11 protein-coding genes are annotated in these 15090 nt (G+C 42.3%); 6 read left to right on the top strand and 5 right to left on the bottom strand.

The window, feature by feature from the left end:
- Positions 1-238 precede the first annotated feature (238 nt).
- Positions 239-2599 (top strand): AAA family ATPase, encoded by a 2361-nt coding sequence (locus tag ViNHUV68_RS19660; protein WP_391090858.1) that lies wholly within the window; start codon positions 239-241, stop codon positions 2597-2599.
- A 172-nt stretch (positions 2600-2771) separates the two neighbouring features.
- Positions 2772-3191 carry a VOC family protein gene (locus tag ViNHUV68_RS19655; RefSeq protein WP_038176712.1) on the top strand — a complete coding sequence of 140 codons (420 nt, stop codon included), beginning with the start codon at positions 2772-2774 and terminating at the stop codon, positions 3189-3191.
- Between the two features lie 56 nt (positions 3192-3247).
- Here ViNHUV68_RS19655 and ViNHUV68_RS19650 read toward each other — a convergent pair whose 3' ends face one another.
- The gene (locus tag ViNHUV68_RS19650) at positions 3248-4498 is read right to left on the bottom strand and encodes an SGNH/GDSL hydrolase family protein (protein WP_391090856.1); all 1251 of its coding nucleotides are present in this window, start codon (positions 4496-4498) and stop codon (positions 3248-3250) included.
- Between the two features lie 410 nt (positions 4499-4908).
- Between ViNHUV68_RS19650 and ViNHUV68_RS19645 the strand changes: the two genes are divergently transcribed.
- Positions 4909-6348 (top strand): aerolysin family beta-barrel pore-forming toxin, encoded by a 1440-nt coding sequence (locus ViNHUV68_RS19645; RefSeq protein ID WP_391090854.1) that lies wholly within the window; start codon positions 4909-4911, stop codon positions 6346-6348.
- A gap of 70 nt (positions 6349-6418) precedes the next feature.
- Here the strand turns inward: ViNHUV68_RS19645 and ViNHUV68_RS19640 are convergent, their stop codons facing one another.
- The 3 genes from ViNHUV68_RS19640 to ViNHUV68_RS19630 form a co-directional block, all read right to left on the bottom strand.
- On the bottom strand, positions 6419-9175 hold the full coding sequence (locus tag ViNHUV68_RS19640; RefSeq protein ID WP_391090852.1) for an immune inhibitor A domain-containing protein: 2757 nt from the start codon (positions 9173-9175) through the stop codon (positions 6419-6421).
- A gap of 112 nt (positions 9176-9287) precedes the next feature.
- Complete coding sequence (locus ViNHUV68_RS19635) at positions 9288-9536, bottom strand: hypothetical protein (protein ID WP_391090849.1); 249 nt, start codon at positions 9534-9536, stop codon at positions 9288-9290.
- A gap of 500 nt (positions 9537-10036) precedes the next feature.
- Positions 10037-10564, bottom strand: coding sequence for a hypothetical protein (locus ViNHUV68_RS19630; protein WP_391090847.1), 528 nt, complete (start codon positions 10562-10564; stop codon positions 10037-10039).
- 447 nt (positions 10565-11011) lie between these two features.
- On the opposite strand from ViNHUV68_RS19630, the gene ViNHUV68_RS19625 reads away from it, so the two are divergent.
- Together ViNHUV68_RS19625 and ViNHUV68_RS19620 are read left to right on the top strand one after the other, a co-directional pair.
- Positions 11012-12676, top strand: a complete 1665-nt coding sequence (locus tag ViNHUV68_RS19625; protein ID WP_038176703.1) for an amidohydrolase family protein — start codon at positions 11012-11014, stop codon at positions 12674-12676.
- A gap of 12 nt (positions 12677-12688) precedes the next feature.
- Positions 12689-13057, top strand: a complete 369-nt coding sequence (locus ViNHUV68_RS19620; RefSeq protein WP_391090845.1) for a hypothetical protein — start codon at positions 12689-12691, stop codon at positions 13055-13057.
- Between the two features lie 72 nt (positions 13058-13129).
- Here the strand turns inward: ViNHUV68_RS19620 and ViNHUV68_RS19615 are convergent, their stop codons facing one another.
- Positions 13130-14047, bottom strand: coding sequence for a LysR family transcriptional regulator (locus ViNHUV68_RS19615; protein WP_038176699.1), 918 nt, complete (start codon positions 14045-14047; stop codon positions 13130-13132).
- Between the two features lie 212 nt (positions 14048-14259).
- Between ViNHUV68_RS19615 and ViNHUV68_RS19610 the strand changes: the two genes are divergently transcribed.
- On the top strand, positions 14260-15003 hold the full coding sequence (locus ViNHUV68_RS19610) for a hypothetical protein (protein ID WP_391090843.1): 744 nt from the start codon (positions 14260-14262) through the stop codon (positions 15001-15003).
- Positions 15004-15090: the final 87 nt, after the last annotated feature.

Raw genomic sequence — 15090 nt, 5'->3', positions numbered from 1 at the left:
TTACAGGCCATTTTTGATGTTAAAACCTTAAACAGAGTAGAACAAGGTTATCGATAGAAAGATCCCCTGAGTCAAATAAACTTAGGTGGTATAAACCAACCTTTCGACGAGTGATTAGAAGAGAGTTTGACTGGGTAAAAAGTGACCACTTGAACATGAATTAGCTGTAAGTCACTAAAATATAATAAAAACTAGCCTAAACTAATGGTTGGAGAATAATAACAACAAGGATAGAGTGATGACTATTCAAAGACTTGAAACAAGCCAGTTATATCGGTCTGCTGAACTTGAAAAGTTACAAAGCAAGTCGACAAAAGAGTTGGCACCTATCGATGAAATCGTTGGGCAAGAGCGAGCTCAGAAGGCGGTTGAATTCGCCATGTCTATCAAAGAGAAAGGGTACAACATTTACGCCATCGGCCAAAATGGACTGGGCAAGCGGACAATGATTTTACGGTATTTGAATCGCCATCAACACGATGCCAACGCCCTTTATGATTGGTGTTATGTGGCGAACTTTGATGATATTCGTACCCCAAGAGTGCTCAAGCTTCCATGCGGGGTTGGGAGTAAGTTTCGTCAAGATATTGAAAAGCTCATGGCTAAGCTTAACAACGCGATGCCACTCGCGTTTGATAACGAACTTTACTATAGCCGAGCCGATAAACTCAAAAACCAGCTGGCAGCAAAACAAGAAGCGGAGCTAGAACAAATCAGCAAGGAGGCGAAAGCAAAAGGGATCAGTTTGACCATTACCACCCAAGGCGACTATCAGTTTGTTGCTATGGATGGTGAAGAGATGCACAGTGAAGAATCTTTCGATGCATTAAGCAAAAAGAAACAAGAGGAATTTGGCACCACCATTGATGAACTTGAAATTCAACTAAGAAACATGGTCCGCCAACTCACTGAATGGGAAGAAACCTACAGTGAGAAAATTAAAAAGCTTAACGATGAAGTGACGCTTGATGTCATCACACACTTTATCAAACAGCTGAAAAAAGATTATGCTCGTTACCCTGCAATAAAATCATACCTGACTGAATTACAACAAGATATTGTTGAAAATGCGGATATTTTTCTTGATCAAAGTGCCGAGCAGGGAGAAGTGGCGACGGCATCATTGGATAAAAAATTACCTCGTCGATACAAGATTAACGTGTTGGTAAGCCGTAAAGATCAAGTACTGCCGATCGTAGTGGAAGAAAACCCCAATTATCACACTTTGTTTGGTTACATTGAGACAGCAACCTTTAAAGGCACGGTATTCACCGACTTTTCATTGATTCGTCCGGGCAGTCTACACAAAGCCAATGGCGGTGTGCTACTGATGGACGCTCAAAAAGTACTTGAACAACCCTATGTATGGGATGGGCTTAAGCGAGCGTTAAGGGCGCGCCAACTTAGTTTAACTTCGCTTGAAAAAGAGGTGACGCTAACAGGGACCGTCTCTTTAGATCCCGAGCCTATTCCACTCGATGTGAAAATTATTCTGTTTGGTGACTACCGTACTTATCAGTTGTTGCAACATTACGATCCGGAGTTCAGTGAACTGTTTAGAGTCACGGCTGATTTTGAAGACGAGATGAAGCGTGATGCTGACTCAGAGCTTCAATATGCACGTTTCATTTCGAGTGTCGTTAATGACAATGGCATGTTGCACTGTGATAGAAAGGCGATTGCGCGCATCATCGAACATAGCTCTCGCTTGGCAGGAGATCAGAAGAAAATTTCACTGCACTCAGCCAATATTGCCAACCTCCTACGTGAGTCAAACTATGTGGCCAAGCAAGCTAACTCGAACATGATTCGTTCCAGCCACGTTGAAGAGGCGCTAGGTAATCAAGAGCTCAGAATTAGCCGTTTAAAAGACAGCGTAATGGAGAGTTTTGTTAACGGTACGACTTTGATTCACACCCACGGAGAAGCCATCGGTCAGGTCAACGCGCTGTCGGTACTGAGTACCAGTGAATATATGTTTGGTGCACCAAATCGAATTACCGCCACCACCTGCTATGGTGACGGAGAGGTGATTGATATTGAACGCAGTGTCGATTTGGGTGGTAGTATTCACTCTAAAGGGGTGATGATCTTAAGTGCGTACTTGTCTTCGGTGTTTGGCAAAACGGCCAAAGTTCCTTTAAGTACGACCATTACTTTCGAGCAATCGTATGGTGGCGTCGATGGCGATAGTGCCAGTGTGGCCGAATTTTGTGCAGTAGTGTCGGCATTTTCAAAGCAACCCAATCGTCAAGATATTGCGATAACCGGTTCGATGAACCAGTTCGGTGAAGCGCAACCTATTGGTGGGGTTAACGAGAAGATCGAAGGGTTCTTTGATGTCTGTGGCATCAAAGGTCGCAGTTCTGAACAAGGGGTTATTATTCCGCGCTCTAACATGCATAACTTAATGTTGCGTGCTGACGTGGTGAAAGCTGTCGACAAAGGTGAATTCCATATCTGGGCGATTGACCATGTTACCGAGGCGATAGAATTGTTCACTGGTAAAGCAGCAGGCGTAGCCAGTGATGAGGGAAGCTACCCGATTGATACCGTGTTCGGCATTGCTCAGGCTAAGCTTAACGCATTGCGAAAGTAGTCCGCTAGCGATACAAATTAAAGCGAACCATTTGGTTCGCTTTGTTGTTTTTTGGCCCCTTACAGACACTGGTACAAAAAATTTAAATAAGTTGAATTTATTGCTTTACCTAAACCTAACTTGAGGTTTTAACATCAGTGGTGTTGAGACGAGTAAATGTTAAGGAGACAGTATGCTTCAACTTGAACACATTAATTTGGTGGTAAGGGATATCCCAACAACTTTGGCTTTTTATCAAGCGGCTTTTCCACATTGGTTTGTGCGTGATGAAGGTCAAGGTGAATGGTATGGCAAGTCGAGAAACTGGCTCCATTTTGGTGACGAATACCAATATATAGCCTTGAGTGATCATGGCGAAGGTGAAAACCGTGAGCTGTCAGGACATCAAGTCGGTCTTGCCCATTTTGCTTTCGTGACGAATAACCTTGACGCAATGAAGGCGAGATTAGCCCAAGCGGGTTATCAAATCGCCAAAGGAGGCTCTATCGAAGCTTATCGCAAGAACGTCTACTACCTTGACCCTGCAGGTTTTGAGGTTGAGTTCGTTGAATATTTAAGTGATAACCCAAAAGAGCGAAATTTATCAAGTTAAACCTTATAACCAAGGCGAGCCAGTCATGTGCTCGCCTTGTAAGTTAACTAGAGTGCTTAAAAAGGAAACTGACTCAAATCATTGGCGATGATGTTGTCTGCAATGTACTTATGTACTGCGGTGGTCGGGTGGGTAACTCCCCAAAACACGTACTTATCTGATCCATGATACGCACAGTCATTAGTAAAGCTATGACTCAATAAATAATCCTTAGCTGAACTACGGTTGATATTTAAACACGCATCGGTGGCGTTTTCGAAACCATGCTGTTGCGGGTTACTAGTAATTTCATCAAATAGTGTATACGCATCGTACAGCAGGACGTTGATCCCTTTGTCTGTATACAATTGAGCTTGTTCTTCAATAAACTGGTTAAACTCAACAATTTTTGCTTGAACTTTGTCTGCTTCTTGCTGCGTTGAGTACTTATATTGTGGCGCTTTAGTCGCATCGGGAAGTGTCAATAAGATCAAGTGATGGGCGCCAGCATCGGTCAGTCTAATCAGTGCGCTACTCAGATCGGCTTTCACATCACGAACTTCACGGTTGTAGTTCATAAAGTCATTAAGTCCAAAAGCAAGCGTAAATAAGACATTGGCAGGATCGTAGTTTTTGGCCCTCTCCATATAGGTTAGGTATGAAGTGACTTGGTCATAAATTCCGGTTAATGCAACGTATTGGTTGGTACCTGCTGCACCACCCACCGCCCAGTTATAAACGGGCAGTTGCTGACTTTTCGCCAGATATTCAGTCCATACTAATCCGTTAGAAAAGTGGCCCAAGAACCATGAATTTGAGTTTGGAAATACCCACTGAGATCCATTAAACAAATTACCGGTATCAGACAAACTGTCGCCAAAGCTGACCAAGCGATTGATTTTATTGGAATAGTGGGCATCGTTGGTCCAAATAGAGTGGTTGTATGAAAAGCGGTTGTCTCCGGCGTAATAGAGAATATCTGCCGTATCGTGATCGACATCGAGTGTCGCTTGGCAACGCTGCATGATCTCTTGTTGTGAGGTATTGGTATAGAACATATTTTTAAATGATACCGAAGACCACCAGTAACCTTCGATAGTCAAATAGTCACCATGCTCATCCAATGCCCATTTCCAACTAGTGGCAGAATCGTCATGAGTTTGTGCTGGGCGATACCAGCAGCGAACAAAGGTATAGGTTTGATGGTTTTGTTCTAAGGTTGTATCAAATGCTGTTATCTTCTCAGGTGTACTAGGTGGTTCATTCGCCGAAATACTCGCGCTATTTATCAACCCGATACTGGCTAAGATGAGAAGTGTATTTTTCATAACTATATATTTCCACAGGGTAGAGTTTATGCTCTATATCTATTGCATAAACCTTAGTTATGAGTCAAAAAATAAATATGACTAATGCGAATTAGATGAACCGGGATCAAATATTAACAATCTTTATTGTTAATTAATGAATTAACATACTAATCGTTATTTACTAGATTGGTAATAACAAAAAATCACAATAATTCAATAAACGCCAATGTATTTTTACGATGATTACAGAAATATAAAGTTAATCGTTTTTTAACAAGATATGAAAATTATTTATTATGTCAATGTGACTTTTTGTCAATATTATAATATTTGTTCTTTATCTCTTGAGCTTAATAGAAGTACAAAAGTTAAGCACGGTGATTAACCTCGAACGTGGTTTGTATGATAATTAATCAGGAGATGATAAAATGGATAAATATAAAATATTTAATAAAACGCTTATTTCTAGCTCAATATTACTGGTTATCTCATCTTTTAACACTAGCGCGGCGGTAGATATATTGGATGTCAAATTACAAGGTCAACATTGTGAAACAGGCTTTAGACCGATCACACGAAATGACGTGGCATTGATTAAATTTGATTTACTTGGCCAAATGGGGAATTGGCAGATTACCAATCTTACAGATGGTTACGTATTAATGGGGCCAGGTTATCAAGGTACGATAAAACAAGACAATTTAGCGGCAACCACTTGGTGTACCTATATCACGCCGCCCGATCGCAGTATTCCAAACTATGCTTCCTTGACGTTGCCAGAGAACGATGAAGCTTATACTGAGTGGCAACTAATCAATAAAAAAGAATTCTACAAGCCGCTAGCATTGCTCGCTCATTACTTAGGATTTGGCTGGACTGGCGGTACTAATAGTCAATACGTAGGTGATGATATGTTCACTTCGACCGATGGTCTGGGTCATTATGATATTGACGCAAATAACTCGGGGTCTTGTGACGGTTATCGTTGTAAAGAGCGCCTAAAAATGGATATCACTGGTTTTGAGTATCACATTGATCCAGAAACCTTCAATGCAGGTGATATTACTCAGTCCGATAAAGAACTGATTGGTCGTCGTTCGGAAGTGGTGACGAATGAATCTGATCTTGAACAGCAATACCGAGTCACGTTCAAATATGAGAAGGCAACCAATTGGTCGAAAACAGATACCTATGGTTTAAGTCAAAAAGTATCGACCAAGAATAAATTTAAATGGCCGCTTGTGGGTGAAACGGAGTTATCTATTGAAATTGGTGGATCACAATCATGGGCGTCAACCAATGGTGACTCTGAAACCAAAGGCATCTCGAACACCATTGTAGTCAATGTCGCCCCCAACACTAAGCAAGAAGTGTTTATGGAAGTGTTCCGTTCATCAATAAGTTACCCATACTCTTTTAATGCTGAGTTGAGCTACGAAGTTGCCATGAGTGGATTTTTACGTTGGTCGGGTAATGCATTGAGCAGTCATCCGGACAATCGACCAAATTACACGGCGCGATGGGTTATTGGCCGTAATGGCGGGAACGATAAGAGTCTCAAATATCAATATGAACACCGAAATATTCCAGCAACATCAAATGAATGGGACTGGCCTTGGTTACTACGTGAGTATGGGGCGGAAAACGTCAGGGGTTTGCTTGGTGAAGTACTACGACCGATTCAAACCAAAATTACCGGGGAGTTTTTTGCTAATGCCTCATTTGGTTCAGACGTTCGTTTTGGAAAAACGATTCCTTTGGGAGGACGAGTCAAACGATCTAGTGACTATTCTTTGACTGATGAAGAGTTGGATGCACACGGTATCAAAAACTTCACGGTTGAAGTGGTTGCCATGCCTAAGCTCTAGACAAAAAAAGCGCGGCGTTAACGCCGCGCAAAGCTTCACATGGAAGTATGGGTACAGAGAAAAGAAAAGGTTATAGTTCAACCGTAATGATGCGAGTGGTTTTTACACCGTCATCGTCCATGACGGTTAATTTTACTTGATGAGTACCGTAGCTTGGGAAGACCTTAGTAAAGATACGACCGCGTTTAATTTTGCCGTTCGGTAGAACCCATTCAGTATCAACGATACGCCCATCAGGGTCATAACTGGTTGACCACATCGTGACCCAGCGACCAAGGTGAATGTAATGCGCTTTAGCGACTGGTGTTTCATTTGGTGCCACAACCGAGACTTGTTGTGAAGTGGTTTGAGTTGCGCCACGATCATCGGTCACGGTCAGTGTTACCGTAAATGAACCTGAGTCAGCATATTGCCAGCTTGGAGCTGCGTCAGTGCTCGTCTCACCATTACCAAACTCCCATAAGTAAGCGTCAATACTGCCATCTGTATCGTAGCTTTGGTTAGTTGCGATAACATTGAGACCGTTGATCTCCAGATCAAAACTGGCTACCGGGTTAGCATTTGGTCGCTCAGTTTTCGATAGCTTGATAACACCATATTCATTATTTGCTGCTTGTTCAGTCACTTCAACTGACAAACCAAACTCAGTAAGTAAGCGACCAGAATCTTGCGCTCCTGGGTTAGTGTAATCTTGCGCATCAGAGAAGAGGCTATTACCAATTAAGCTGACATCCTCTAGAACATCGCCATCGGCATTAACCAAACGCATACTGGCTTGATCTTGCAATGAGAAAGCAGCATCACGAACCTGATATCGCGTTTGTGCTGCGGTAGCGGAATTTGCCCAGATCATCGTATTTTGGTCTGCATCCACCACACCTAACCAACCTTCACCAGGGTGATTTCCTACCCAATTGTCGGTCATTGATTCATCGACATACCAAACAATCAAACCTGGCTCAAATGACATCATTTGGCCAAAGCGTTTAATGTTATTGAGTCCTTCATCAACGTCATTATGACTGCGCCATTGCAGCAGGTAGTAATGGGGTGCTTGATTAAATCCATCATTAACACGATAGCCGCTTAGAGTGAAGCTTGACGCTGATTCAGCATCATCAACGGGTTTCGCTGTGCCATCAATGATCAGGGCAATGTCATCAAGATGGAGGCCTTCCATCGCTAAACCGCCGTCAGTTTTATAGTCAAAGCCAAGAACAATCTCCTGACCAGCCCATGGCGATAAATCAAATTCAGCGTCTACCCAACCTTCAGAGTCACCGGCGATAGCGGGCACTAAACCTGTGTTGTTTGGGTCGTCTAGGGTGGTGATGTTACCTGCAATAGCTTGGCCATTAATCAGTACCCGAGCGAAGTCATAATCTTTTTCGATTTGATACCACGCTTTGAAGGTCAGCTTTATCTCTGAACCTTGTGGAATGTTAATGGTACGCTCCATGCGGTTATCGAGATCGTCGCCTTTACCGCTGTGAAAGTTAAACTTACCCGCATACGGAGCTAAGCCTTCAGTGCGTTTGACTGGTAAATCGATGCGAACCATGTTCTGTTGGTCGTTATCGATCGTTTGGTGCAGCGTCAGCTCAAGAGGTTTATCACCCAGTTCGTCAAGGTTTACAACATTGTTAACGATCCAACGTCCACCGATTGAGGTTTGTAAGAACTGCTTTGCCCATGAACTGAATGCGGTAGGTTGTGTTCCGCCAATTTTGCCAGCCCAACTGCCTGAGGACATGATTGACCAGTAAGAAACAGGCTCACCATTGCCAGTGTATTGGGTATCGTACTCATCAGGCAGCCCAAGGTCGTGACCGTATTCGTGGGCGCAAACACCAGCCGCTGCATCGATGGGCTGAATGGTGTAATCATAGGCGGCATATTGTCCATTAAAGCGGCCCGGCACTGTGCTTGTTGTACCGTCAAGGACATGATACTGACCTAAATTGTAGCGGTGTGACCAAATTGCATCGGCGCCTAGTACGCCACCACCAGCTTCTTCACCGACAGAAGCATGAAAGACCATGAGATGATCGATAACACCATCTGGCTCACGGAAGTTACCGTCACCATCATAGTCGTAGCGATCTTCAATATCATAATCGGCTAAGTTAATTGACGGATCTTGCGCGAGTTGGTTTAACGCTTCACGCACCAGTTCTTGCGCGTTGATATCGTTGTCGGTGGTCGGCGAGTTACCACCATAATAGGCGGCGTTATTTGCGGCGCGGTACCAACCTGCCGCTTGACCAGCAACACTGTAACTGTCACCTGATTCTTTCTCGTAATATTGACGCATCGAAATCAGGTTTTCGTCGTTTGGACCTGCATAACCCGAAGCAGAGAAGAGTAGCTCTTGGTAATGATTTGGCTCGTAGCGCTCGTAGAGCATTTCTGTGTGCTCTTTGGTTAGTCGATTATCATCCCAAGGGAGATCTGGGAAGTCGACCAGAACGGCTAAAACCTTGTCTGTACGTTTGTCATTGCTATCGAATGAGAATACGTGAGCTTTATGCTGGCCTTTGTCAGAAGCAATTGTCTTAAGGATTTTGGCGCGTTGTTCTAATGCTTTTTTACCAAATTGAGCATCGCCTTTAAATCCACGGTTAAGTTTAGCCGCTAGGTAATTATCGAGCGCATCTTGTCGCTCTTCGATAGAGGCATTATTGTCAAGCTTTCCCTGCGCGATTAACATTTCAATGACTTTATCTTCATTAATCACACCTAAGTCGATTGGCGTTTGCGCATAAGCACTTGTGCTCAGCAGAGTGAGCACTGCGGATGTGAGCAGTGATTTACTCATGTTTTTCATTGTATATCCTTATTTTTATTTATTGCCAACTACCCGCGTCAGCGGGATATAACGTCGTTGTTAGGCCTCAATAAATTGCGTCAATTGGTAAAGCACACAACTTAATTGGTGACTATTCGTTATTCTTTGCAGAAATACAGTCAGTAGACTTGGATGTAGAAGTGTTGAGTTTTTTATCCGATGGATTGGAAAACTTTTTAGACAGGTATATCTGTAAAGACACCTGCTTTTCTAATTCAGTTTGGTCTTCACAAATAATGCCTTGCTTAACAAGCGATGCGAGTAGACGCTCATCATCGATATTCTGATTTGCAACCGAAGAGGCGCTAAGAAGGATTAATAGAGTACTGACTGTCTTCATTATAATATTTACATTTTTTATTAGTGGAGAGTATCCGTCGATTTGTAACAAAATATATGGAAATTTACTTTTGTGTAACCGTTAAATTACCTTTTAATGGATGAGAGTAGAGGTTCCAATAAAATTAGTTAACATTAACAAAATAACTTATTTATGAATTAATAAGTTACTCATGCGCTTTTAATGAATAGATAGTTGTCAATATTGTTTTTTAAAATTTTACCGTACAAATTTAAGCCTTTAAATAATACCTTATAGATTAGGTTTTATTTATTTAGCAAATAGTATAATAAATACTTATTATTGATAGATTTCGTGTTAATTAATTTAAAAAAGTTAGAGGTAAGTCATTGTCAATTACAAATAATGTTCATTTGACCAAAATGGAAATACTTATCCAAATGGCTAACACAGCTTATCGAAGCCATCATGTTGAACCGGGCTGTAAGGAAAGGTGAGTAGGGTGCAGTTGTATAACTGGCGTTATGAGTCGGGCCTGTTTAACTCGCTAAAGCGTTGTCTTGCGCTTTTTCGATTGTTAACCCATTACTGATTGATTGCGGTGCTTCACTAAGGTGGAACATTAGCAGCGGCATTTCATTTTTGTAGAAGCTTGCGGTGTAGCCACTGGCATGGGCAGGAAGCGAAGCAGCAAAGCGGTCAATTTGCTCGTGAGAGGCTGTCAATGTTTGCTCTTCGCTGGTGGTATGTATGCCATCAATGACGTTGGTGATATCTATAACTAGCTGAGCGTACTGCTCGACGGTTTCTGATGTGACGGGTTGGAAGACGAAGTAATAGTTAGCTAAACGGTAAATCGCGGTTTCGCTTGATTTTGACAGTGTACCTTCGGCTGCGAATCGCTCGATATTACTTTTAAAATTGCGCTTTATTTGAGCAGAGCGAGAGAGCAAAGCTTGCTTAGCTTGGTGTGTGGTTTTCTTTGCCAGAGCGAGCTTTTGATAATAGAAGCCTAGCAGAGCAGTAACCAGTGCAGCGATAAGTAAAAGCGTGAAGGTGGTGAGCATAGAGTTTGTTCAACTAATCGATATTTGCCATGAGTTTAAGTGGTGAGATTGTATATAACAATGCGCTAATAAAGCAAAATAAATCGAACTGACTGAACAGTTCGTGAGCAATATTACAGATTACTCGCTGACCAAACTCTAAACTTGTTATTGGCCGATGTTTTATGATGCAAGAGTTACCACGTAACATTACTTTGTAGTGGAAGTTCTTGACGTTAGACTCGTAGACGGAAAATGAAAATTATCAAATAAATCATTTCAATACTTTCACATTAATCATCTAACTTTGTCGGATCAGATCAGACGAAATGAAAATGTTTTAAGTTGCGTTTAAAGGTACTATCTACCAAAGTTTAGAATAATGATGATAGTGATCGTCTTGAGAAGAATTTTTGGTCGCATCTAGATCACTACAAAGTCGTGTAATGTCAATCTAAGAGAGCAAGCATGAAAATATTTAAAAAACGTCATATTAGCGCTTTGATAGGATTAGCCCTATCGGTACAAGCGGGCGCACTATACGCCGCAGACTACGATTTGGTTATTGAAAATGGTCGTGTCATGGACCCAGAAACCATGTTAGATGCGGTCCTGAATGTGGGTGTCAAAGACGGTAAAATTATCACAATCACAGCCGACAAACTTGATGGTGAACACGTCATTGATGCTAAAGATCAAGTGGTGGCTCCTGGCTTTATTGATACCCATTTCCACTCTCTTGATGGTCTTTCGATTAAGCTTGCGGCACTCGATGGAGTGACGACAGGTATGGACTTAGAAATCGGTGCCACACAAGTGGCGAAATGGTATGACGCAAAAAAAGATGCGTGGCCATTGAACTATGGTACTGGCATAAGTCACGAAGCTGCTCGTCTAGAAGTACTTGATCCTGAAGTCAAAATCGATCGAGCTTACGATGCACCTGATATCTTGAGTAAGCTGCGTACTGAAGCGGCGAAGGATGGCGTGAGTGGTTGGTCTGACTCAAAGGCTAATCAAGAGCAGATGAACCAAATTTTGGCTATTTTAGATCAAGGCTTTAAAGATGGAGCGATCAACTTAGCGTCGACGACTGCTTATATGCGCAATGGTCTAACCTCATTTGAAATGTACGAGTCTCAAAAAGTGGCGGCTAACTGGGGGCGTTTCACTGCCTCTCATACACGTTACCACGGTAACCCGGTGAACCCTGAAGGTCAGCTAGGCTTTGATGAAGTCTTTGCTAATGCGGTTGCTCTTGATGCACCTCTCTTGATGCTCCACAACAACGAGTTTGGCTGGTGGGAAGTAGAAGAGAAGCTCAAGAAGGCGCGTGAGCAGGGCATGAACATGTGGTCGGAATACTACCCATATGATGCGGCTTCTACTGCTATCGGTTCATCATTCTTAGTTCCTGAAAGTATTGAAGGCATGTTTAAGTACAAATATGAAGATATTATGTACGACCCAGAGCAAGACAAATTCTTAAACAAAGAAGAGTATCTTGCATTGGCCGCCAAAGATCCTGGCCATCTTGTGGTTATCTTTAGCCCACCACGTAAGGATTGGTTGAAGTACTTCCTACAAATTCCTCATATGACGGTTGCTGCGGATTCAATTTACTCAGGATTGGGTGTGGATTCATGGGATGCAAGCCCATCAGAGTATAAAGGTCATCCTCGTACGGCTGGTACTCGCGGTAAAGTGTTTGCGATGGCTCGCGAGCATGGTGTTCCACTGATGTTTACACTGGCGCAAATGTCTTATTGGCCTGCAAAACATTTGGGAGATGCTGGTCTAGAGGCGATGCAACAACGTGGACGCCTACAAGAAGGCATGGTGGCCGATATTACAATTTTCGACCCAGAAAATGTTACTGATAATGCGACTTATAAATCGGGTGAGCAAGGCCTGCCAACCACTGGCATTTCTTATGTCATTGTTAATGGTAAAAAAGTTGTCGATAATGGCGAGTTCAAAAAAGTGTGGGCAGGTCAACCGATACGTTATAACCCTGAAGAAAATAGTCGTTTCAACGGTATTGATAAAGCGCAATGGTTGAAGAATATCACTGTACCAACGATTTCAATTTCGCAACCAGGTGCAGACGGCAACCCGACTTATAAAAATTAATGGTGAGGCTTTATGATGCGCACAGCGATACATTTCTCAATTTATTTGTTGCTTGTAGCTGGAGCAAATGCAGTAACATTAGATGAGTTAGCAAACGACGTTAGTCCTTTACCAACTCTAGAGGCGAATCATCGGCCAGATATGAGTACCGATGTGGCAACTAGCTCTTTAACGCAATTTGCTTACAAGGTTGGCTTTGATGTATCAAAGCTCACCACAGAGCAGCGTTCAGAAATAGCGGCGGATTTTGGTGATAAGCCATCGTGGTCATTTTGTGATGAACACCAGGGGATCGAAATTACCATGAGTGGTAATAGCCTCTGGGAGCGGACAAAATTGGTGCAGTTACAACGTCGATTGGGCGCATCATTAACCCATTGATCTTTAATTTAATTAGACTCGGCCATCTGAAGATCAGATGGCCGTTTTTTCATCACTTCCATCACATCACTCCTAACTTAGCAAGTTGTACTCATCAAGAATATGACTAATATATTCTTCAAGAGCGGTGATGATAGATTGGCGTATCTTGCTGATTTGAACCGAATGTAAGCTCCACAAAGAAATTGGAATTTCTAAGCTTTTTTTAAATTCATCAACTTGTAATTGAACCAAGTTCTGTTTTACATATTCAGAATAAATAACCGAGCGAGGGAGTAGGGCCCAACCATGACCTAATTGGACCAATTTAATCATTACTGAAAGTTGGTCTACCAGTTCAAAATTAGCGGAAAGCGTTACTTTGTCTGCCATGCCTTCATCAATCAGAGATTGTAAAATCAACTGCTTAGAATTTTTTAACTTGGCAAACATCTCACTAGGTGGTGTTTTGGCTAACTCTCCTCCTTTGTTACCAAAAGGTACCATAGACAGCGTTTCTAGATAGGTCGTGTGAATACTGTTCATGGCTTTCGCATGATGAACATTAACAAGTCCAAAGTGAAGTTGACCAGATTCTAGTTGCGCTTTTATTTCGCTGGTGTTTCTAACGAATAGGTTGACTCTCAAATCTGGAAAGTCTTTAGCTAATTGTATTCGAAGATCGGCAATCGCCAATTGAGGAAGAAAACTGCAATAGCCAATATTGATCGATTCTAACTCTCCGTCTGCTAAATTAGTGGCCAACTTGTCAAACGCTTTGACTTGTTCGACCGCTTGCTTGGCGTAACGATAGAGTAGATCCGCCTCTTCGGTGGGGGTTACCGAGCGACCAACTCGGTGGAAGAGAGGGATCATTAATATTTCTTCTAGGTTAACGATGACTTGCCCCACAGTGCTTCGGTGTCGATTTAGTACCTCTGCACCTTTGCTAAAGGAGTTTTTCTCATAGACCGCAACAAAAGTGGTCAATTGTTCGAGGCTAAAGTTCATGATGGTTTTTCTCAATAATCATTGTGTTTTCAATGTCTCAACAATACTCCAAAGTAGCCGTTAATGTTATCAAAGCTGGAGAGTTCGAAGTGTCAAGTAATAACCAAGAGTATACGTTACTTTGTCTGGTTCAGTCATACAAATGTAATTTAGTCGCACATTGGTTTACTGTTAATATCAACTTATCCTTTGATAACGTACCTCTATAAATTATGTTTAAAAACAATAAAATCCTATTATCATTTATTGCGTCTCTTGCACTGACTGGGACGAATGCTTTCGCTGAAAATACCGAAGACCCATCAGACGTGGCGAGTGCAGTAACTTCTTTTACCGCCAGTTTAAACAATGGCGGTGATGTAAAAGGTCAGATTACTTATTCTTTTAATGTGAATGAGTCACAACAAGGTATGGTTGCCCTTGAAGGGACGATGAATGACCACGGCAAGTACAAAGACTCTCGTTTGCAATACTTCCATGTGTTTGATCTCGGTAATCCGGTTGCACCTAAAGTAGCAGCATCATTAGACATGGTTGATAATGACTTAATGTCTACAGCTGCAGTCGGTGCGGTGGTCGCGATTACTCCTGTCGAGCGCTTCGCGATGTACATACGCGTTGGTGCGTTAACAGGTCAGTACAGCGACGAAGTGACACAGCAATTTAATGTTGCGGATAACTCTGCCAACGGTGTGATGGCTGCAGGTTACTTTACTGTCAAAACAGGCAATGATGGCACATATTTTATGGTCGCGCCTGAGTACACTTACGTAGATGGTGATGTCGAAACGAGTGCATTAAAAACGACGATTCGTTTAGGTACTCCGCTCAATGATAAAAAAACGCATTGGGGTGAGCTTCGTTTAGAAAATAACGTGAACACATTAGAAACGGCGTCTAAGACAATTGACACAGACGATACCGTCGCTTGGTTCAACTTTAAAGCTTATTTCTAAACGACACTAAGATAGCAATACGTTAGTATTGTAGGTAATCAGTAAAAATTCGAATTGAATAGTTCCCTTGGGTGCTATTCAATTTTT

Origin of the sequence: Vibrio sp. NH-UV-68 (assembly GCF_042940635.1) — a bacterium.
GTDB lineage: Bacteria > Pseudomonadota > Gammaproteobacteria > Enterobacterales > Vibrionaceae > Vibrio > Vibrio pacinii.
The sequence above is the reverse complement of the archived record's forward strand: the minus strand, read 5'-3'. Positions and strand labels throughout refer to the sequence as shown.